The 21,615-nt window shown below is 45.2% G+C and carries 16 protein-coding genes; 4 read left to right on the top strand and 12 right to left on the bottom strand.

Annotated elements, in window-relative coordinates:
- Window positions 1-4: 4 nt before the first annotated feature.
- The 3 genes from FEF09_RS04145 to FEF09_RS04135 form a co-directional block, all read right to left on the bottom strand.
- A complete protein-coding gene (locus tag FEF09_RS04145; protein WP_146303937.1) occupies window positions 5-3,220 on the bottom strand; it encodes a SusC/RagA family TonB-linked outer membrane protein in 3,216 nt (1,071 codons plus the stop codon).
- A 589-nt stretch (window positions 3,221-3,809) separates the two neighbouring features.
- Window positions 3,810-4,499, bottom strand: coding sequence for a LuxR C-terminal-related transcriptional regulator (locus tag FEF09_RS04140; protein WP_146303936.1), 690 nt, complete (start codon window positions 4,497-4,499; stop codon window positions 3,810-3,812).
- A gap of 186 nt (window positions 4,500-4,685) precedes the next feature.
- Window positions 4,686-7,106 carry an efflux RND transporter permease subunit gene (locus FEF09_RS04135; RefSeq protein WP_146303935.1) on the bottom strand — a complete coding sequence of 807 codons (2,421 nt, stop codon included), beginning with the start codon at window positions 7,104-7,106 and terminating at the stop codon, window positions 4,686-4,688.
- 69 nt (window positions 7,107-7,175) lie between these two features.
- On the opposite strand from FEF09_RS04135, the gene FEF09_RS04130 reads away from it, so the two are divergent.
- Both FEF09_RS04130 and recO read left to right on the top strand, forming a co-directional pair.
- Window positions 7,176-9,473, top strand: coding sequence for a two-component regulator propeller domain-containing protein (locus FEF09_RS04130; protein WP_146303934.1), 2,298 nt, complete (start codon window positions 7,176-7,178; stop codon window positions 9,471-9,473).
- Window positions 9,474-9,519: 46 nt separating this feature from the next.
- Window positions 9,520-10,251: a DNA repair protein RecO gene (gene recO, locus FEF09_RS04125; RefSeq protein WP_146303933.1), complete on the top strand. Its 732-nt coding sequence runs from the start codon at window positions 9,520-9,522 to the stop codon at window positions 10,249-10,251.
- Window positions 10,252-10,278: 27 nt separating this feature from the next.
- Here the strand turns inward: recO and FEF09_RS04120 are convergent, their stop codons facing one another.
- The 5 genes from FEF09_RS04120 to rsfS form a co-directional block, all read right to left on the bottom strand.
- Window positions 10,279-11,070: a UDP-2,3-diacylglucosamine diphosphatase gene (locus tag FEF09_RS04120; protein ID WP_146303932.1), complete on the bottom strand. Its 792-nt coding sequence runs from the start codon at window positions 11,068-11,070 to the stop codon at window positions 10,279-10,281.
- Window positions 11,071-11,173: 103 nt separating this feature from the next.
- The gene (locus FEF09_RS04115) at window positions 11,174-11,620 is read right to left on the bottom strand and encodes a hypothetical protein (RefSeq protein ID WP_146303931.1); all 447 of its coding nucleotides are present in this window, start codon (window positions 11,618-11,620) and stop codon (window positions 11,174-11,176) included.
- An 85-nt stretch (window positions 11,621-11,705) separates the two neighbouring features.
- The gene (locus tag FEF09_RS04110) at window positions 11,706-12,341 is read right to left on the bottom strand and encodes a lactate utilization protein C (protein WP_146303930.1); all 636 of its coding nucleotides are present in this window, start codon (window positions 12,339-12,341) and stop codon (window positions 11,706-11,708) included.
- A gap of 6 nt (window positions 12,342-12,347) precedes the next feature.
- Window positions 12,348-14,369 carry an ATP-dependent zinc metalloprotease FtsH gene (gene ftsH, locus FEF09_RS04105; protein WP_146303929.1) on the bottom strand — a complete coding sequence of 674 codons (2,022 nt, stop codon included), beginning with the start codon at window positions 14,367-14,369 and terminating at the stop codon, window positions 12,348-12,350.
- Between the two features lie 46 nt (window positions 14,370-14,415).
- Window positions 14,416-14,775, bottom strand: coding sequence for a ribosome silencing factor (rsfS, locus tag FEF09_RS04100; RefSeq protein ID WP_245552072.1), 360 nt, complete (start codon window positions 14,773-14,775; stop codon window positions 14,416-14,418).
- A gap of 288 nt (window positions 14,776-15,063) precedes the next feature.
- Here rsfS and FEF09_RS04095 point away from each other — a divergent pair, with 288 nt between their 5' ends.
- Window positions 15,064-15,807 carry a biotin--[acetyl-CoA-carboxylase] ligase gene (locus FEF09_RS04095; protein ID WP_146303928.1) on the top strand — a complete coding sequence of 248 codons (744 nt, stop codon included), beginning with the start codon at window positions 15,064-15,066 and terminating at the stop codon, window positions 15,805-15,807.
- 1 nt (window position 15,808) lies between these two features.
- On the opposite strand, the gene FEF09_RS04090 is transcribed toward FEF09_RS04095, so the two are convergent.
- Window positions 15,809-17,341 carry a glycosyltransferase family 39 protein gene (locus FEF09_RS04090; RefSeq protein ID WP_146303927.1) on the bottom strand — a complete coding sequence of 511 codons (1,533 nt, stop codon included), beginning with the start codon at window positions 17,339-17,341 and terminating at the stop codon, window positions 15,809-15,811.
- Window positions 17,342-17,713: 372 nt separating this feature from the next.
- Between FEF09_RS04090 and FEF09_RS04085 the strand changes: the two genes are divergently transcribed.
- Complete coding sequence (locus FEF09_RS04085; RefSeq protein ID WP_146303926.1) at window positions 17,714-18,658, top strand: helix-turn-helix domain-containing protein; 945 nt, start codon at window positions 17,714-17,716, stop codon at window positions 18,656-18,658.
- A gap of 817 nt (window positions 18,659-19,475) precedes the next feature.
- Here the strand turns inward: FEF09_RS04085 and FEF09_RS04080 are convergent.
- The 3 genes from FEF09_RS04080 to nadC are packed head-to-tail and all read right to left on the bottom strand — an operon-like array spanning window position 19,476 to window position 21,560.
- Window positions 19,476-19,808: a translation initiation factor gene (locus tag FEF09_RS04080; protein WP_146303925.1), complete on the bottom strand. Its 333-nt coding sequence runs from the start codon at window positions 19,806-19,808 to the stop codon at window positions 19,476-19,478.
- 10 nt (window positions 19,809-19,818) lie between these two features.
- The gene (locus tag FEF09_RS04075; protein WP_186774186.1) at window positions 19,819-20,703 is read right to left on the bottom strand and encodes a diacylglycerol/lipid kinase family protein; all 885 of its coding nucleotides are present in this window, start codon (window positions 20,701-20,703) and stop codon (window positions 19,819-19,821) included.
- Between the two features lie 11 nt (window positions 20,704-20,714).
- Window positions 20,715-21,560: a carboxylating nicotinate-nucleotide diphosphorylase gene (gene nadC, locus FEF09_RS04070; protein WP_146303923.1), complete on the bottom strand. Its 846-nt coding sequence runs from the start codon at window positions 21,558-21,560 to the stop codon at window positions 20,715-20,717.
- Between the last annotated feature and the right edge of the window lie 55 nt (window positions 21,561-21,615).

Genomic DNA, 21,615 nt, shown 5'->3' with positions numbered 1-21,615 from the left:
AACTTTAGAAAGTTACTCTCAGATTAAAACCGTAGTTTCTCAGTGAAGGTTGAGCGGTGAAATCAAAACCCTGCTCGTTACCTGCACCACCAGAGTTTACTTCCGGATCTGCGTATTTATTTTCCTTAGCTGTCCACAGCGCTAGGTTGTTACCGAAGATACCTACAGACAGATCACCAAATGGAGTTCTGTTCAGTAAATGTCTAGGCAGTTTGTAAGACAGGCTTGCCTCACGCAGTCTGATGTAAGAAGCATCTACAACGTGCTGACCAGAAGGAATTACACTTGGGAACCAGTTTTGTTTGTCATAAGTAACACTTGTATTTGGTACCAGTTTACCAGTGGTAGCGTCAGTATATACTGAATTTTCCCACACAGACGCGTCACGACCACCTACTGCAGTCTCGTAAGCTGCACCGGTGAAATCGAGGATGTCTTTAGTACGGGAGAAGAACTGATTACCTTGTTTAGTGTCAAACAGGATGCTGAAGCTGAAACCTTTATAGTTTGCATTTGCTCCCCATGATGCCTGGTATTTAGGATTGTAAGAACCCAGGTATACCGGATTGGGTGTCAGCAGTGGGTTACCACTTGATGCATCTACAATTACACGTCCCTGCTCATCACGCTGAATATCCTGCGCGTAGAAAGTACCATATGGTCTGCCTTTCGCGGCAACGATACTCATACCACCAAAACCACCGATCACAACCTGGTCAACTGTACCCAGATCTACCACTTCATTTTTGTTTCTTGTATAAGTACCAAACAGTTCCAGACTGAAACCTGAAGCAGTTTTGATAGGTGTACCTCTTAAGCTAACCTCTATACCTTTGTTCTCAACGAGACCAGTATTAAATACCTGGCTGGTGAAACCGGAAGAAGTTGGAATAGGTACGTTCAGGATCTGATCTTTAGATTTATTCTGGTAGTAAGAGAAGTCCACATAGATTCTGTTCTCCAGGAAACCTAATTCTGTACCTACTTCAAATGCAGTAGTGAACTCAGGAGTCAGGTTCGGGTTACCGATTCTGTTACCATAAGTATAACCGGCGATGTTACCAAATGGGAAGGTTGTGTTACCGAAACCACTTGACAGGTCAGTTTTACCATAGTATGTTCTCAACAGGTAAGGATCAGCATCGTTACCCACTTTTGCCCAGCTACCACGTACTTTACCAAAGTTCAGGATCTCTGCAAGACCAGATTCTTTAGTCAGTTCTGTAAACACGAAGGAAGCATTTACACTTGGGTAGAAGAAGGAATTATTACCTTTTGGCAGTGTGGAAGACCAATCATTACGTGCTGTAGCACCCAGGAACAACATGTTTTTATAAGACAGGTTCAGATCTGCATACAGACCAATCAGACGACGAGTAGAACGGCTGTTGAAAGTATAAACAGGACCATTACTGTTATCCAGGTTGTACCAGTCAGGAATTACCAGACCACTTGATTGGTTGGTTTCAGTTTCCATCGTGTTGAATATACGCTGACGAACGTTATTACCTACCATTAAGGATGCTTTGAAATCAGGAGTGAAATCCTTTTTCGCAGTGATCATCAGGTCATGGGTTACTTCGCTCAGGGTATAATTATCCTCACCATATTTACCATTGCTGGTGTGGTTGTTAGTACCAGTTTCGTAGTAGTCAGGATTGTCATCCAGTGGCTTCAGATCAAACTTAGGATATTTGTAACGGCGACGGTCTGTGTAAACATCAGTACCTAATCTTTCCAATACATCCAACCATTCTGTTGGTTTATAACCGATAGTGAAGTTACCTGTTACCCTGTCAACATCATTCAGGTTGCGGTAGTTCTTAAGGATGTAGTAAGGGCTTACAGTATAAGCACCATAATAACCATAAGAAGGAATACCATTCGCATCTGGAACGTTGAAACTATTATAAGGATTACTCAGATCGCCTAATTTGTCGATAGGAATATCACGTGGAGTCTGCAATACGTTATCAAATACAGAACCTTCACCCTGACCACCCTGGATCATGTTAGCGTTAATCTTGCTGTAGTTGAAGTTGATACCTGTATAGAACTTGTTATTCAACTGTGCAGTACCATTAAAACGCAGGCTATATTTGTTGTACTTATCGGAAGAACCTGGCATAACTCCATCTGAGTTCAGGCTGTTCACAGATAAGTAGTAAGTAGTTTTTTCACCGGCACCAGAGAGGGATAAGTTGTTGCTATATGCCTGGCCAGTTTTAAAGAAATTCTTAACGTTATCTTTAGCTGCAGAATAAGCTTTTTTCTGTCTTACACCATTGATAGACTGTCCCCACTCTTTCTCAGTACCATCGAATTTAGGACCCCAGCTCCAGTTTTCCATAGGATCTATGATCTCCTGATCATAACCCTGACCATAATCGTTCTGGAATTCTGGCAGTTTTACCACATTAGACAAAGTAATTGAGCTGTTGAAAATTACTTCGTTCTTTTTGTTTGCAGATTTTTTACCGCTCTTAGTTGTGATGATCAACGCACCGTTAGAAGCGCGGGAACCATACAAGGCTGCTGCTGCAGGGCCTTTCAGAACAGTTACAGACTCGATATCTTCCGGGTTCAGGTCGTTACCACGGTTACCGAAGTCAACTGTGCTACGGCTGTCGCCACCACCGATGATGCTGCTGTTGTCGATAGGCACACCATCCACAACCATCAGGGCCTGGTTATTACCACCGATAGAAGAACCACCTCTTAATACGATTCTGGAAGAACTACCCGGAGCGTTTGCACTGGTAGAGATATTAACACCCGCTACTTTACCTGCAAGCGCATTCAGCGGGCTGGAGCTCTGACCTTTGGTCAGTTCGTCATTTTTTAAGGTTGGAGCTGAGTAACCGAGGGAGGCTTTATCACGACGGATAGCGTTAGCAGTTACTACAGTTTCTGTCAGTTTTGTTACATCGGGATACAACACCACATTGTGTTTTGCACCTGTACCTATCTTGATCTCCTGGTCTTTCATACCAACGAATTTCACAGTTAGGGCAGTAGCTCCTTCTGGTACATTAATGGTATAATCACCATTCATGTTTGTTACAGTACCAGTCGTTGTACCTTTTACAATTACTGTAGCGCCGATCACCGGACTCCCGTCATCAGAGGAAGTGATCTTCCCTGTAATGGGGCGGGTCTGCGCAACCACCTGTCCAACTACCACGATAGAGGGCAGGAGGAAAAATAAACTTTTCCTCATAAGCTTTGTTGTTTCTGGTTGTTTAGTTTAAATATTCAATGAATAGAAAAAACTCTTCTCAGGAAACCGACCACTGGCTCTGAAATAGCTGTCCTACGTTGATAAAACTTTTGTTGATAAAATCATTTACATCTACGGTTCCCCTTGAATCGTTCATAACGATTTAATTGTCCTGGAAAATCCTTGATTTAGTATACAGAGGGTGAGAAGCCTTTTACGGGTCTTTTCTCATAAGCATTTACCCTTCTTCTGTTGTTTAACTTAATTTTAACGTTCAAATATAAATTATTTAACAATAATTTCTGTGAAAACCGGCTAACAAATTATATGTTATAACACCCCTTTAACAGTTTTTTAACATAATAGAAAAAATATTATTTGTAATAATCAAAATCTGTTAGAGATATCACAACCGGGCTCCACTGGGCTTAACTTTATACTGAAACGAGTAATAGCAAAGGATTTAAAGGCAGGTGATAGGAATACCACCTGCGCGCTCATCAACCAAAATCTAAATCCGGGTTTTGTTCCAGATCTAAATAAAAGTTCCGCTGCATTGCTGCAGCAATATCTTAATAAAGAGAAATAATCAGGAAAGACTCAAAGGCTGGCTTTTTAATAATTCCAGCAAAGTCTCATAAATGTCTTCATTCCTGTTGTTGTACCGGAACTCGCACTCCTTTAAATGTAAGTACACAGTGCTGCGGTTCAATCCTTTGAACTTGGCAAGTCTGTGTTTGGTCAGCCCCCAGAATGCGTCCACGTCGTCCGCAATACTGATAGCGCCTTCATTTTCAAGGTTGTACAAACGGTATTGGCCCAGATCCACCACATTACTAAAGCGACGGATCTTCTCCGCAGCTCCCTGCATCTCCAGAATAGAACGACTGCTCCTCACCACAGAATGGATCATCGATCTGCTTACGTCAGGCAATATTTCTGTATGTAACCGATCCGAAGAACGGTAAATACCAAATACCACCGGCTTGACAGTACGGCCAACTTCTGTTTTGACGGATACATCCCCATCTTCGGCTGGTGAAGCATGTGTGAGGCGTGCGGGGGCTACTGAACGGTTGTGATTGTCGGAGGGCGATAATGACTCACAGTGACGGGCAATCTGCTGGCGGATTTTCTTGAGATAACTATTTACAGTGACACGGCTTACCCCACTAATGTTGGCAATCTGGGTGGCTGTAAGATCTTCGGCGAATAGCCGTAGTATCTCCTTAAATTTACGCTCAGAAAGGTGAGCGCCCTTTAAGTATTTGTTTTTCATGAACTAAAAGAGGTTAGAATGGCATTATAAACCTCTTACTTTTTACCGGGTATGTAATGCCCTTTTATACGAGCGGCGAATAAGGGGGGATGAATGTAGCCCACTAGATTATTTGGGTATAACAAAAACGCTCAATACTGATAATCATGTATTGAGCGTTTTAATATATGTTGGAACTATACTTGTCTAGTCCTCTTTTTCTCTTTCCTTCAACCCTAATTCAGACATATCCATATCCTTCTCCTCATCAAGCGCATTCCATAATTGCTTCTTCTGCGCCTTCTTCAATAATGCCTTCTCCATCCACAATAACAGTGCCGGCAAAATAGTCAGGTTCGTGATCATTGCCATTAATAAAGTCAGTGATGTTAACCAACCCAATGCCTTCGTACCGCCAAACTCTGAGAAACTGAAGATCATAAAACCTGCCAGCAGGATTAGTGAAGTATAAATGATACTCAAACCCGTCTCGTGAATCGTCTGTTTCACGGTTGCCGAAATATCGAGGTTGTGTTGTGGTAATTCCTGCTTGAAGTTCACAAGGAAACGGATTGTCACATCGATCGCTATCCCCAGCGCCACACTGAACACCAATACTGTCGATGGTTTTAATGGAATATCCAGCCAGCCCATTACACCTGCCGTTACTGCCAATGGAATGATATTAGGAATCAATGATATCAGCAGCATTCTCCACGAACGGAACAGATACAACATACAGAATATGATCAGCACAAATGCCAGCAGGATACTTTCTGTCAGACCGTTGATGATAAAGCGGCTACCCTCGAGGAAGATCACACTGGTACCGGTATAACTAACCTTGTATTGAGCTGTATCAAAGATCGCATCTACCTGCGGACGCAAAGAATCCAGCAGTATAGGCAATTTCGCAGAACCCACATCCGCCATATTTACACTGATACGGGCTACCTGACGGCTGCTGTCCATAAATGAGGACACCAGTTTTGTAAACGCGGTTGCATTACCTGCCGCGTTATTGCCTCCTTTCATGCGCAGATAAGGTGCAAGGAATCCGATATCAAACTGGTTAGGAATAGCGTAGTTAGAACTGTCGCCGTTATAATAAGCCTGTTTCGCAAACTTGATACCCTCTGCTACAGATAATGGCCTTGCAAACTCTGGCTGTGCACCGATCAATCTGGATAACTGATCCAGCTTTTCCAGTGTTTTCAGATTTACCACACCATTTTTCTTCTTCGTATCCACCGCTATTTCCAATGGCATCACACCCTTGAAGTTTTGCTCAAAGAATTTCAGGTCTGTATAGAGCTTATCACTTGTCGGAATATCATCCAGCATGTGAGCTTCCGATTTCAGCTTCAGCATACCAACAACCGCCCCGATCACTAATACAACCGTCACACCATATACCCATGCGCGATATTTGAATACCAACGCCGTCAGTCCGTCCAGTAAAGCACGGAAAGTGCGGTTGTTCATATAGTTCGTATGCTTTGTCTTTGGTGGTGGCAGATAACTCAGTACCGCAGGCAGGAAAATAAAGGAGATCAGGAAGATCAACATGATATTCAAACCCGCTACTACACCAAACTCTTTCAGCAATGCACTCTTTGTAAAACAAAACACCCCAAAACCAATCGCCGCTGTCAGGTTAGTGAACAGTGTCACAATACCCATACGCTGTATCATATGTACCAGAGCCCTTGTCTTATTTCCGTCCTTCGCATACTCCGTATGATATTTATTCAGAAAATACACACAGTTTGGTATCCCGATCACCACAATCAATGGCGGTATCAGCCCTGTCAGTAATGTGATTTTATAACCCAGCAATACGATCGTCGCCACAGACCAGATCACGCCTATTGCTACCACAATCATCGACATCAGTACCGCACTTATTGAACGGAAGAAGATCAACAGGATCACCGCCGTCAGCACAAACGATAACTTCAGGAACAGATCCAGCTCTTTCTTTACTTTATTCGCCATCAAAGTACGGATCAAAGGCAACCCGCTCATACGTACTTCTGTCTGATGTTTCTCTCCAAAAGCAGTACCCAGCTTCATCACGTTTTCTACCACCTCGGTACGACGTGGCGTCATCATCACACCCTTCTGGATATTGATCATCATCAGATAAGCATGCGTCTGTGGATTATACAGCAATCCTTTATAGAAAGGCAGGTTGTTCAACGCCCCACCCAGACTATCCAATACCGCCTGCTGCTGCAGGTCTCCCTTAAAAAGCGGTTCTGCTGACAGCTTGCGTGTACTGTCATTTTTCACCAGATTGATGGCAAAAGGAACACTCAGTACATTCTCTACAAACTCCACTTTCTTCAGATCTTCATTCAGCTTTACATAGTCATGAAAGAAATCTTTCTGAAAGAATTTGTCAGTCTGGATACCAATCACCATCATATTACCATCCTCTCCGAACAATTCCCGGAACTGCATATATTCCTTATATTTCGCATTATCCAGCGGGATAGATTTATTTGCTTCATAGGAAAGCTCTACTTTGCTGGCGAAATAGGTCATCACTGCAGTGCTCAACAGTAATAAGACCAGGAGTGGTAAACGAAATTTCAATACGAATCCTGCTAAGCGTTGCCACATACGCGTCTTTGTAATTTTAGTAGGGCGTAAAGGTAACTCAAAGTAATAACATATAACTATTTTTGATGCATGTACCGTTTTCTGATATCCCTCTGTACCATACTTTGCCTGTCCTGCCTGAATGCCCTACAGATAAGCGCTCAGCAGCCTGGTGAAGGCACTTATATTGGCCAGTGGAGCGACCATCTTCCCTGGCGTCCCGCTGTCGCCGTCACTGTGAAAGGAGATAAGATATATTGCGCCGCCGCCGGCGGACTGACAGCCGTGACCAATACTCCGGAAGAAGGATTGGAGCTCAGTCGTTACAGTAAAGTAAATGGCCTCCATGATATCGGCATCACCACTCTGGCTGCCAATGACGAAACTGTACTTGTCGCCTATTCCAATAGCAATATCGATCTGCTCGGAGGGAACACCATCTATAATATTCCCGACCTGATGCGTAAACAGGTCGCCGCCGATAAAACCATTTTCAAGGTCGTTTTCCGTAACAACAAAGCGTATCTCTGTACCGGGCTGGGTATCGTAGTACTGAATACCTCTGTGCCGGAAATCGAGGCCACGTATGTAGTAGGCAATACCGGCGCCTATAAACCGGTTTATTCACTGGCCATCATCGGTACATCCCTTTTTGCCGCCACCTCAGAAGGAGTCAAAACCACATCGCTTAACAGTAACAATCCTTCTGATTTTCGCAACTGGTCCTCTCTCTCACAGGGACTTGCTCCAGACTCCGTACAGGATATCATCGTGTTCAATAACCAGCTGATATGCCGGCAGCATAATCAACTGTTCCTGCTGCGCAATAATATCTGGACGCTATGGTATACCGCCGATCGTATTATCAGTAATATGAGCGTCCATGACAATCAGCTGCTTCTCTGTCAACCGCAGACAGGAGGTTCCCGTATCCTTGCGCTGAATAATAATGCTGCAGCTGCAGGCAGTTTTCAACATACCCTGCTGAAGGCACCGGTGCAGGTTGCAGGTAACGGTAATACGTTCTGGATCGCTGATTCCCTTTCCGGACTGGTGCAATATGACAGGCAAACCAACGAATATACTGCTGTCAATCCTGATGCACCAGCTGGTATCATTACAGGAGACATGTTATTCTCCGGTCGTACATTGCTGGCAGCCCCCGGCACAATCAACAGTAACTGGAAGGCTGCTGGTAACCGCGAAGGCTATTATAGTTTCGAAAATGGCACATGGAATACAGTATCAGGATGGCCGGATTCCCTTCATGATATTGCTACTATAGCAATAGATCCCGGTGCCCTCTACCTCGGATCCTTTGGTGGCGGATTAGCCCGCATCAGTGGAAATAAGATGACGGTATTTAAACAGGGAATTCTACCGGCTGCAACGAACGACCCTACTGGCTATAATGTCAGCGGACTGGCGACCGACCTTTCAGGTAATCTTTGGGTTGCCGTTTATGGGGCTGGTAATAACCTGCTGGTTAAAAAACCAGATGATACATGGGTATCCTTCCGCAGCCCTTATGCCATGACCGGCAATGCCATCAGTCAGCTATTGACAGACGACAATGGCCTTGTTTATATAGTTTCTCCACTGAGCAATGGCTTATACGTATTCAGTCATAACAACACCCCTGACAATAAATCCGATGACCAGTGGCGTCAGTACCGGCTTGGCGCTGCACAGGGCAATCTACCTTCTAACGATGTCTATTGTCTTGCAAAAGACCGTAACGGCAGCATATGGATTGGTACCGCACGCGGTATCGCTATCATCAATTGCCCCGGTCAGGCGGCAACAGAGGGCTGTAATGCGATATTACCTGTCATTCAGCAGGATAACTTTGCCGGTTATCTCTTTCAGGATGAACAGGTCACGACTATCGCCGTGGATGGGGCGAACCGGAAATGGGTAGGCACTTACAACGGCGCATGGCTGGTGAGTGATGATGGTCAACGTATTCTGGAACATTTTAATACCGGCAATAGTCCGCTGCCTGATAATCACATCTACCGCATTACAATAGATCCCAAAGTAGGAGAGGTTTACTTTGCCACCGGCAAAGGCCTGATGTCATGGCACGGAACCGCTACTGAGCCTGTCAGCAAAATGGAAAGAGACTCCGTACTGGTGTTTCCTAACCCGGTAAAACATGACTACAGCGGGCCTATCGCTATCCGCGGACTGGCAGACAATACCCGGGTAAAAATTACTGACATCAGTGGCAGAATGGTCTATCAGACAAGAGCTTTTGGTGGACAGGCCATCTGGAACGGACTGGATTATACCGGCCATCGGCCACAGTCAGGCGTTTATCTGGTATTTGCTATGGGAGAAACAGGAGGGGAGCACGTAGTCACCAGGATTGTATTCATTAATTAACGACCGCTCGTCGTACATTTGATATCAGCAGCTGCTGCCTAGTTTTATGTTACACAAAACCCGCGGGATAGTCTTAAGAACAGTCAAATATGGCGACACCAGCGCCATTGTCAATATATTCACCGAACTTTTTGGGGTACAGTCGTATATGGTGAACGGTGTACGCAGCTCAAAACCTAAAGCCAAAGGCAATCTGTTTCAGCCGGGTAATATTCTGGAACTGGTTGTATATCATTATGAACAGAAAAGCATCCAGCGTATCTCTGAGTTTAAACTGGGATATATCTATACTTCCCTGCACTTTAATATTGTAAAGAACACGGTAGCACTTTATATGATCGAGTTGCTGCAAAAGAGTCTGCGCGAACCGGAACAGCAGGTTGACTTATATTATTTTGCGGAGCAGGCATTACAGGCGCTGGATGTAGCACCATTGGGTATTGCAGCCAATATTCCGCTTTATTTCACGCTCAGGCTGGCAGAACATCTTGGTTTCCGTCTTAATGGCCGGTATTCTGAATACGCACACTATCTCGACTTGCAGGAAGGTTCTTTTACGGACCTGCCGCCACACCATAGCAACTATCTTGATGCTGCCAATAGTGAGATCACAGATCGTCTGTTTCAGTGTAGTAACTGGGAAGCGTTGGGTGAGATCAACATGAATAAAGACCGCCGGAGAAAACTGTTATATGCCTATCTGGATTTCTTCAGACTGCATCTGCCCGATTTTCAGGAATTAAATTCTCCTCCGATCCTGCATGAGATCCTTGACTGACGCCGTTGCCTTCAAACGCGTGAGCCGCTATTTCCCATCGTATATTAATTCAGTGTTCTTTCCGTCAAAGACGGCATAAGTGAAGTAATTCAACCAGTCGCCAAGATTAATGTAGCGACTATCGGGACCTACCTGCAGATCCAGTGGCAGGTGCCTGTGCCCGTAAATGAAGTAATCAAAATGAGCTTTCTGTAATACTTCTTTACTGTAGATAGCCAGCCACTCATTCTCTTCACCAAGGAATTTTTCCAGTTCGCCGCCAGTAGCTGCACGGCTTTTACGGCTGAAATAATTGGCCAGCCCAATTCCCCACGAGGGATGTATCAGGGAAAATAACCAGCGGCATATGGGGTTACGGAATACCTTCTTCAGCATTTTATATCCATGATCACCGGGACCAAGGCCATCGCCATGACCGATATAAAACCGTTTACCGCCTATTTCATACGTTTTAGGTTCATAGTGTACCGGGATTTCCAGCTCTTCCTCAAAATAGCCGTCCATCCACATATCATGGTTCCCGATGAATACAGTGATGCCGATGCCTTTATCACGTAATTCAGCCAGTTTACCTAACAGGCGGGTATAACCTTTAGGGACCACTTCTTTATATTCAAACCAGAAATCGAAAATATCACCTACCAGAAAGATATGTTCAGCGTCTTTCGAACAGGCGTCCAGCCATTTTACAATACGCTTTTCCCTTTCTCTGCTCGCAGCAGGATTAGGAGCGCCCAGGTGAAAGTCTGATGCGAAATAAACACGTTTGCCTTCCGGAAGAGGAATGGAATAGTCCACTGTGGACAGTCCATGCGTCATAGATGATGATATTTATCCGGTCTGTGCTGCAGGAACAACAGACCACTGATGATGAAGCGGTTTGCACCGCGAAGTAATAGATAAGTCTTTAAGAAAACAACCCTCAGGGCTTCTTTATACCTGATTCCAGATAAGCAGATTCTATATCTGTCAGATCAGCCTTCACAGGATCGCTGTAACCGTTGTACAGGAATATCTCCCAGGAGTACTTTGGGTGGTTCAGACCGAGATAGAAGACTTCTCCGTTGGGCTTGATAAATTTCAACAGCGTAGCACTGGTGCTGACTACTTTCACGCCTTTAGCGGCAAGGTAAGCACTGTCTTCTGCCTGTGTACTTTTATTAATTGCTTCAAGGGAAGGGAAACCTTTTTCACCGATTGCAGATTTCAGCGAACGTAATTTATCACCTGCCGGTTTGAATATAACTGCACAGGGCTCTTTTACGGTAAAGGTGTTAATGGTATCTACTGTGGCGGTACGCTGCTCGGAAGACTGTCCACATGACGACAGCAGAACGGCAGCAAAAAGAATTAGGAATAACCTGGTCATAGCGGGCCCGTATAACATGATCATTTAAAAGAACAGCGCATGATAGGATCACGCGCTGTTCAAATATGCTTTATTGTTTACAAATCTATTCATCCAACAGGAAGACATATACCTCTCGTGGTCCATGTATTCCTACTACCAGTGTTTTCTCAATGTCTGCGGTACGACTGGGACCGGAGGCAAAGGAGATGGAAGAGGGGAGATCACCGTGATACTTTTCCTTCAGACGGGCGATTGCATCTTTGAGATCGAATACCAGCTGATGCGTGTAAGCGATCACTATATGCACCGGTGTATATACCGGTAAAGCCCTTCCGGAAGCCTGTGCGGCGCTCAGCACCATAGTGCCTGTACGCGCTACCAGCATCTCACAGTCTGTGATCGCTGCCTCCGCAGTGTGCATATCTCCTTTGTTAATAAAAGGAAACTGCTTTAACTGAAACTGCTCCATCAGGGATGGCGTCTGGCAGTGTACATCTTTCCAGTCTTTGGATTCGACCAATGCTGCCAGGTTGTCTAACAGTTCGTTTGTACTGGTGCAGAAAATGAACTTCCCCTGTAAGCGGGCAAATTCTTCTGCGAATTTCATCTCCAGTCCATCATGTTCCTTCACAAAAACGGAACTGTTGCCCTCCGAATTAGGAAAGGGCAACTGCACCGACTGACTCAATGCGTTTCGTACTCTCTTGAGGATATTTTCCTTGGCAGGAGAAATCTTCATAATAGCTTACGCGTTAGCAGGTGTAGGTGAAGGATTGATGATATCGGCAGGATGTACGCCGTCAGTGGTCATACCTTCCTTATTAGCGATATGCTCACGGTGAACATCCCATGGACGTTTACCGATCAATCTTTCCAGATCTGCCTGGTACAATACTTCTTTTTTCAGCAGTTCCTGCGCCAGCGCTTTCACGTTGTCCAGTTTATCGGTGAGCAGGGTTTTGGTACGCTGATAAGCCTTTTCGATCAGGAGACGAACTTCTTCGTCGATCATTTTGGCTGTTTCTTCAGAATAAGGTTTAGTGAATGACTGATCGCTGTTAGGATCGTAGAAAGACACGTTACCAACCTTATCATTCATACCGTACACAGTTACCATTGCATAGGCCATACGGGTAATTACCTGCAGGTCATTCTGGGCGCCGGTAGATACTTTACCGAAAACGATGTCTTCTACTGCACGGCCACCAAGTGTCATACAGATATCATCCAGCAGTTGCTCGGTATTATAGAGGTATTGTTCTTTCGGCAGATATTGTGCATAACCTAATGCTGCCACGCCACGGGGAACGATAGTTACTTTCACCAGCGGATTAGCATGCTCGAGGTACCAGCCACAGATTGCGTGACCAGCTTCGTGGTATGCGATCACTTCTTTCTCTTCAGGAGAAATGATCTTGTTTTTCTTTTCCAGACCACCGATCACCCTGTCAACTGCATCGTTGAAATCTTCCATTTCAACTTCAGTTTTACCCTTACGGGCAGCGATCAGTGCAGCCTCGTTACAAACATTGGCGATGTCCGCACCAGCAAAGCCAGGGGTCATAGAAGCCAGTTTCTTGATATCGAGGTTGGGAGAAGTTTTGATTGGTTTCAGGTGCACGTCGAAGATGTGCTCACGACCATTCAGGTCTGGTTTATCGATAGAGATCTGACGGTCAAAACGTCCCGGACGAAGCAGCGCACTATCCAGTACATCCGGACGGTTGGTAGCAGCCAGGATGATGATACCGCTGTCGGTACCGAAACCATCCATTTCTACCAGCAGCTGGTTCAGGGTGTTTTCACGCTCGTCATTACTCATCATTACGTTCTTACCTCTGGCACGTCCGATCGCATCTATCTCATCGATGAAGATAATACAAGGCGCTTTCTCACGGGCCTGTTTGAACAGGTCACGTACGCGGCTTGCACCCACACCTACGAATAATTCAACGAAATCAGAACCTGACATAGAGAAGAAAGGTACCTGTGCTTCACCTGCCATTGCTTTCGCCAGCAGGGTCTTACCTGTACCCGGAGGGCCTACCAGTAAGGCGCCTTTTGGTATTTTACCACCCAGAGCGGTATATTTTTTCGGATTCTTCAGGAAATCGACGATTTCCATCACTTCCACTTTTGCTTCATCCAGACCAGCCACATCACTGAATGTGATATTTACGCGGGTACCTTTATCAAACAGGGTCGCTTTGGATTTACCGATGTTGAAGATGCCGCCCGGACCGCCACTACCACCGGCAGGGCCACCCATTTTACGCATCAGCAGTATCCACAATCCAATCAGCAGCACCAGTGGGAGCAGCAATTGTACAAATGGTTCAAACCAGCTCTGTCTATCCTCATACGTCACTTTCACCTGATCTTCCAGAGGGACTCCGGCCTGTGCCTTGTCAAGGTCGGCCTTAAAACTCTCTTCACTACCAATTGAGAAGCGGAAATGAGGGCCTTGGTTAGGAGAGCCAAGACGGGTCTTGGACACCTTGTCGAATTTAGACTCAGCGAGCCTGTCCTTCTTAATGTAGACCTCTACGGATTTTTTGTTCACTACTACCAGCTTGTCTACATCACCCGGTTTCAGGTAATTGAGCTGGAACTCCTGGAAACTCAGCTCTTTGGGCCCAGCGCCAAAGTTAGCGAAGTTCATTGCCAGCAAAGCTACCCCGATAAAAGCATACACCCAGTATATGTTGAACTTTGGTCCTTTCTTTGGCGTTTTGTCTCCCTTGTTGAAGTTGTTGCCTCTTTCCATAATCTTACGATCCTTTTTTAAGGATGTCTGTAATAGTTAAAAGTTATTAGTTCGTATCATTATGCTCCATTCGTTCTGCATCACTCCACATATCCTCCAGGCTGTAAAACTGCCTGGCCTCAGGTTGGAATACATGCACCACAACATTCACATAATCTACCAGTATCCATTGTTGCGCGGTAAAACCCTCATGTTTATAAGGCTCTTCGCCGATGTGTTTCGACACCTGGTCTTCCACGTAATCGGCTATCGCCCTAACCTGTGTGTTGGAGTTAGCCTCACATATAACAAAGAAATCAGCCACAGCTTCAGGAATCTGGCGCAGATCCAGAGAAACAATATTTTCTCCCTTTTTTTCCTGGATGGCCTTGATGATGGTGGAAAAAATCTCGCTTTCTCTACTCAAGCGCGTTAACGCTTTCTTTCTCGTACTCAGAACGGTTAAGGGTGCCAATAAAATCTCTTTTGGTTAAAAATAATCTTTAATTGTCAAAATTACTAAAGAAGGAGCAAATAAACGCCGGAATATGATATTGTTACAATGTGCAATAATCAATGATGTACAGTACTTTATCGCCTATAAATCATACACTTGTCTAATACCCATGCTCTAATGCCAGCGTCTGACCGACTGTTAAGAAAAAGATAAAATGATTTACTTTGCTATCAAAACAAATCAGAAAAGAATTTTCAAGTGATCGGACAGCCATTATATATTTTAGACACAGTAGACAGCACCAATAACTATGCCATGGAGCAGGTAAATACCGGCCAGGTGACACCCGGTACAGCGTGGTTTGCCATGGAGCAAACAGCCGGAAAAGGACAACGTGGCAAACAATGGTCTTCCCCTCCAGGAGAAAATCTCATGCTCTCTATTGCCCTGCAACCCGGCATGCTGCCCCTTTCCAGACAGTTCATGCTCAGTGTTGTAATATCTCTTAGCGCACATGACTGGTTTAGTAAATATGCTGGTGATGAGACGGCAATTAAGTGGAGCAATGATCTTTATTGGCGTGACAGAAAGGCAGGTGGCATCCTGATCGAAAATGTCTTACGTGGCACTACATGGCAATATGCCATCATGGGGATAGGGGTTAATCTCAATCAGACTACCTTTCCGCCACATCTCACCAATCCCGTATCCCTCAAGCAGATCACCGGAAAAGACTGGGATCCGATTGAACTGACACGCACCCTCTGCGCCTGTCTCGAAGAAAGAATGCAACTACTTCATCCTGCTCATTACAACACCCTGCTGGAAGAGTACAAGAGCAAGCTGTTCCGGTTCAATAAAGCCGGCACCTACCGCATGAACGGAGAGTTATTTGAAGGTATTATCCGCGACGTGCTTCCTGATGGAAAATTATGTCTGGAAAAGGACGGAGAGATCCTGGAGCTGGGCTTTGGCGAAGTAGAGTTTGTTATCGTAAAATAGCTTATTTCCACGCCCTTAAACGAGCCTGTTCTTCCAACTGCCACTTCTGCAATTTTGCGGAAAAATCAGATAAAATTCCCTCTGCGAGATATACCCCGGTACCGTATTCTCTTGCCAGAACGTAATTGATCTGTCCGGTTTTAGTGTACCCGGACGTGTATTTCCGGACATATTTCATGGGTTCGTCTCCTACCACGATCAGATAATGCAGGCTGTCCATTTTGGGAAACCAGAATAGATAGTCAGCACTAAAAGTGATCGCCGGACTAAGTGTCTTCCCCGCATAGTAGTTAATAGCGCCTGCCTGACCATAGTTATCACAGAGGATCAGGGTATTTTTGCGCTCGCTGTCAGGCACCTGTTGATAAGCCTTCACTGCAAGGTCTGACAAATCGCGCCAACCCCGCATATCAGCAAAATCCTGTGGCAGTTCATGCAATTTGCCATCCTCCCATCTGCAGAAGATTTCACGTTTGAGCGGTGTCATAGCTGCATGCAATTGCTGAGGAGACAGTACAGGAAATATCAGCCGGAATAGCCATGCCATGGGAAATATGATCAGCACAACCCATACCGGCCGCAGGTATCTTAATCCTCCTTTTGACAAAAGCCGCTCCCAATATACGCCCCCAAAAGCCAGTAACACGGGATAAATACCATATGCGTAATACCCTTTTGCCTTCAGATAGATGAACAAGGCCATTACCAGCAGAAAAGTCCAGCCAATAAAACGGTAGGGATAGAAAGAGGGATACCAGATCAATGCAAGCAAGCCGGCAAGCCAGATCAGGGTGCCTATCAGAAAAATACCCAGTTGGTCTTTCACAAACCCCATCCGCTCCACATTTACCAACTGCGTCTCAGCCAGTTCATGCATATGATGTATTACCGGCATACCGTTCTGTATCTGCCAGATCACATTAGGTAATGCCAGCAGAAAAGCGATCAGCAGACCACCATACAGGTATTTATCGAGGAATATTTTTCGTTGTGAAGAGATCAGTAAAGCGGGCAGCAGACCAGCAACCAGAAATAATACATTGTATTTATTCAGGAAGGCGATACCTGTAGTCAGTCCAAGCCATAAGAGCAGCCTTGAGTTCCCCTCTTTCACGTATCGCATCAACAGATAAAGCATTAATGTCCAGAACAGGATATCTGCACTATTGGGCTGAAACAGGGTATTTATCCGCGACAAAGCAGAGCACAGGAATAAGAGTCCGGCGATTAGTTGTGCGTACCATCCCCCCTTCAGCAATTCCACCGTTTTCCATACTATCAACATTGTCAATGCACCAAACAGAGCAGGGAAGAAACGCACCCAATGCATACCACCACCCAGTCCTTTAATAAGCAGTGAAATAAAGGCCGTAAACGGCGGTACAGACAGATAGCCTGCAGCGAGGTGGTTTGCCTGATCCAGATGCAGGTATTCATCCCTATGCAGGTCGTAACCAGCATAAATAGCCCAATAGTTAAATGTCAGTTTGAAAAGGAGAAAGAAGATCAGTAACAGATAAGGCCGTCCGGACATTCGATATATCAATGAAAAAAAGTGAAAAAGAAAGGGCTACATGTCATCATTACTACAGCCATAGGTATGGAATTGATAACATGTAGCCCGATATAAAGAATCTTGTATTACTGCAGCAGATAGTTGGTTAAATAGGCAGTTCATCAAAAAGACCAGTTGATGAAAACAAGATTTTGGTTGATAAAGGTTGACCTCAAGTTGTGAAATATTTGTTAATTTATCAAAACTAAATTTGCAACATTGATACAAACAAAGATCCTTTCAAACAACGGAACGACCACCCAAACTGTTATTGTCCCGCACGTCCTTGCTTTAATGGACACGATTTGATTAGCATATGATTAGCAATCCGCTTTTGAGTAACTTTACTATATGTCCTCCATAAACAGTAAGAATAGCAGAACTGTTCCTCGCAAAAAGCTGACGCTGAGCGAAGACTTTTCACAGGTAAGCGTTGATCAGGAGAACTTGCCAAAGGTGCCGGCCAAGAGTAATTTCTCCATTCACTCCCGTTCCACCAATCCCTGCCGGGAATATATCTCTGCCAGCAGAAGAGATTATTACAAAATCACACTGATGACGCAAGGTGGTGGTATCATGACTTTGGGTCAACGTACTTACGTAATCAAGGCGCCTGCAATTGTCTTCATCAATCCGCTTGAACCAAAACTCTGGGAACCGAAAGGTGAGCAGGATGGTTACTATTGCCGGTTCACGGAGAATCTGTTTGAAATGCAGCGTCATTCCCGCGATGAGCTATTACACCATCCGCTTTTTCAGGTAGGCGCCAATCCGGTGATCAACCTGACGGAACAACAGACGGACTACATGCTACAATTGTTTGGTCATCTCCTGAAAGAAAGCAAAGACTGCAATCCTTACCGTCAGGAAGCCATCCTTATCTACCTGCAGCTCTTACTGCTGGAAGCCAAAAGGGTTGCGACCCCGCAAATAATACCACAGCGCTCTCTGACCACTGCCCAATTATTGGCAGAACGCTTCACCGATACTCTTGAAAGACAGTTCCCGATCACATCCGAACAGGAGCAGATTCATCTTAAAACTGCCAGTGACTTCGCCCTTACTCTAAACGTACATCCCAACCACCTGAATGCTACCGTCAAACGGGTCACAGGACGTACTACCAGTGAGCACATCCGCCAGCGTATCCTTCTGGAAGCCCGCCTGTTGCTGATGCACACCGATTGGCCTATTTCCGCCATCGCTCACTCTCTGGGATTCGAGGAGCCGGCAAACTTCTCCCATTTCTTCAAAAGCCAGACAGGACATACGCCGCATACATTCAGGATGCTATAAACCTGAAGCAAAAACTGCTGCAAATCAGGAATTGAACAGCAGGACTCAGCAAAAGCGAACACCTTGCCTTAAAATAAAGGAAAACGACAGAGGAGGATAAAGAAAGACAATGAGCAAATAGGGAAGATCGAAGCCAAAAGAAGAACTAAGACGAATAGTAAGAAAAGGAAAAGAGAGAAGACAAATTAAAGTTCAAAGAAGACAATAGCAAAGAGGAGAAGATCTAAGCCCAAAGTAGAAGTAAGACGAATAGTAGGAAAGGAGAGGAGAGAAGACAAATTAAAGTACAATGAACACAAGGACAAGAGGAGAAAATCTAAGCCAAAATAAAAGGTAAGACAAATAGTAAAAAAAGGAGAAGAGAGAAGTGCGAAGTACATATGCACAGTACAGAGAAAATACACAGCATAAATAACAAGAAAACTCACAGAACAGTAACAACAACTTTTTACCAACGCCCCGATCTCACCAATCAGGTCGTTCCGTTCTCCACCAGTTACCAACAGCATTCAATATTATAATTGGCCGCCGCAAGGTACAGGCAATGGCAGATGGAGCTGGCTGGCCTTAGTTGTTTGAAGTATGCCCGGCCTATGCAACAGGGGTTTCATCCACCCCCACTGCCCAAATCTCCAAAACAAAGCCCCATAGCAAGGAACTTCAAAGAACTACAGCCTGCCAGCCCATACTGCCTTTGCCGTCAGCAGCCCGGCACACTTTCAACATCCCACAATTATTTGTTGGCTGCCAAAAAAAACCAAAAAAAAGCCCGGACAGTACTAAAACCATCCGGACCGTATCAAAAATTTTTCAAATCCTACTTCGCCTTATACCCCCAATCCTGCAACCACTTCACCACCTTCTCCTTATAATCCCCCTGTATCAGTATCTGACCATCTTTCGCACTACCACCCGTACCGCACTTCGTCTTCAACTCCTTCCCCAGCTTCTCCAGATCTTCCTCAGCGCCAACGAATCCATCCACCAGCGTCACTACTTTCCCCGCCCTCTGCTTCGTATCCAATTTCACCCGCAACTGTTGCTGAGCCGGCGGCAGCGTCTCCACCGCTTCCGGTTCATCGCTATCTTGTCTGAAATCAGGATTGGTGGAATACACAATACCACCTGTATTGTTTTTTTTCTTCGACATAACAATAAGTTTAAGAACGGTTAACGATTACCTGCAACGCACCAGGATGTATACGGAATGCGACTTTACCATTTTCTTTCAGCGGTACGGCATCACCATCTACCTGCAGATGCACAAGGTCATTACTTTTAACAACGATCGTCTCTCCGGTAAAGTGTTGCATATAGCGTGTCTTATCGATATTCCCCATCAGCGAATAAAATCCGACAGGAATAAGACCTACTAACTTGATCGGTGGCACCACACAAAGGTCCAGTTTCCCGTCAAATACATTTGCGTCAGGAGCGAGTTTGAACTCATAACCAAACTGGTTACCATTGGCGACGGTGAGCAGAAACGCACGTTCCTGCATCGTTTTACCATCCACATTTATTTCGTAGGACGGCCCTTTATAACTGCTGAAGCTCTGGAATACGAGTTTTGCGTATCCCCAGAGACCGCGTTTGGTTTTATGTCTGAACTGATCTGCGACAAGTGCATCAAATCCGACACCGGCGTTGCTGAGGAACAGGTGTTCGTTGGCATAACCAACATCAATTGCCTTTCTTTTTCCGTCAGCGATCACTTCCAGTGCGCGTGAAACTTTCAATGGTATTTTCAGTGCTCTGGCGAGACCATTCCCGCTTCCCAGCGGAATAATTGCCAGTGCAGTTGTAGTTCCTACCAATCCCTGCGCAATTTCGTTGATGGAGCCATCTCCACCTACTGCCACTACTGTATCAGTTCCATTTGCTACCGCTGCTTTCGCCAGATCTGTACCATGACCCAGATATTCGAGGTGAGTCACTTCTACTGAAAATGCTTTTGGGGTCAGATATTTTCTGATGATACCCTCAAGGCGTTTTTCTCTGTCTGTGCCGGCTTTACGGTTGATGATGAATAGAATCTTTCTCAACGTTAGGGATATTATATTGCTTTTAAACTAAGATCAAGACTGACTGCGTGATGGATCACGGCTCCGGCTGATACGTAATCAACCCCTGTTTTGGCATATGCTTCCAGCGTATCGAGATTGATACCACCAGATGCTTCTGTTTCGTACCGTCCATCTATAAGTGCCAATGCTTCACTGAGCAGGGCAGGAGAGAAGTTGTCCAGCATGATACGGTGTATCTGTCCGACAGCCAGCACTTCTTTCACATCCTCCAGGTTACGCGTTTCTACTTCTATTTGCAACGGCAATTGTCGTTGTTGCAGGTATGCCACTGTTTTGGTAACGGCAGCGGTGATGCCTCCGGCAAAATCGATGTGATTATCTTTCAGCATGACCATATCATAGAGACCCATGCGGTGATTAACACCACCACCGATACGTACAGCTTCTTTTTCAAGCAGGCGGAAATTAGGAGTGGTTTTACGGGTATCCAGCAAGCGGGTATGATATCCTTTTAAAACGTCCACGAAACTGCGGGTAAGCGTAGCAATGCCACTCATTCTCTGCATACAGTTCAGTACCAGGCGTTCTCCCATCAATAAAGTATGGATAGATGCTTCCACTTCAAATGCAAGCTCTCCCGATTTCATGACATCGCCATCTTTCTTAAATGGCCGAAAAATGGAATTGCTGTCCAGAATCCGGAAAACAGCTTCCGCCACTTCCATCCCTGCCAGTACACCATCTTCTTTTATTTTCAATCTGGCGCCACCTCTGGCGTCAGCTGGAATACATGCCAAAGTGGAATGGTCACCATCTCCTATATCTTCTGCCAGTGCGTTGCGAATAAGCTCAGTTAATGCTGGTTCCTGTAACATACTATCGGTTTGAAAGAACGAAAGTAAGCCAATTTCAGAAAGGAGGCTGGCTCAG

This window comes from Chitinophaga pinensis, assembly GCF_007896845.1.
Classification (GTDB): domain Bacteria; phylum Bacteroidota; class Bacteroidia; order Chitinophagales; family Chitinophagaceae; genus Chitinophaga; species Chitinophaga pinensis_C.
This window is presented reverse-complemented; position numbering and strand designations above follow the sequence as displayed.

Coding starts and splice junctions, on each gene's coding strand:
- FEF09_RS04145 (WP_146303937.1), bottom strand. CDS start 3,220: ATGAGGAAAAGTTTATTTTTCCTCCTGCCCTCTATCGTGGTAGTTGGA.
- FEF09_RS04140 (WP_146303936.1), bottom strand. CDS start 4,499: ATGAAAAACAAATACTTAAAGGGCGCTCACCTTTCTGAGCGTAAATTT.
- FEF09_RS04135 (WP_146303935.1), bottom strand. CDS start 7,106: ATGTGGCAACGCTTAGCAGGATTCGTATTGAAATTTCGTTTACCACTC.
- FEF09_RS04130 (WP_146303934.1), top strand. CDS start 7,176: ATGTACCGTTTTCTGATATCCCTCTGTACCATACTTTGCCTGTCCTGC.
- recO (WP_146303933.1), top strand. CDS start 9,520: ATGTTACACAAAACCCGCGGGATAGTCTTAAGAACAGTCAAATATGGC.
- FEF09_RS04120 (WP_146303932.1), bottom strand. CDS start 11,070: ATGACGCATGGACTGTCCACAGTGGACTATTCCATTCCTCTTCCGGAA.
- FEF09_RS04115 (WP_146303931.1), bottom strand. CDS start 11,620: ATGACCAGGTTATTCCTAATTCTTTTTGCTGCCGTTCTGCTGTCGTCA.
- FEF09_RS04110 (WP_146303930.1), bottom strand. CDS start 12,341: ATGAAGATTTCTCCTGCCAAGGAAAATATCCTCAAGAGAGTACGAAAC.
- ftsH (WP_146303929.1), bottom strand. CDS start 14,369: ATGGAAAGAGGCAACAACTTCAACAAGGGAGACAAAACGCCAAAGAAA.
- FEF09_RS04090 (WP_146303927.1), bottom strand. CDS start 17,341: ATGTCCGGACGGCCTTATCTGTTACTGATCTTCTTTCTCCTTTTCAAA.
- FEF09_RS04085 (WP_146303926.1), top strand. CDS start 17,714: ATGTCCTCCATAAACAGTAAGAATAGCAGAACTGTTCCTCGCAAAAAG.
- FEF09_RS04080 (WP_146303925.1), bottom strand. CDS start 19,808: ATGTCGAAGAAAAAAAACAATACAGGTGGTATTGTGTATTCCACCAAT.
- nadC (WP_146303923.1), bottom strand. CDS start 21,560: ATGTTACAGGAACCAGCATTAACTGAGCTTATTCGCAACGCACTGGCA.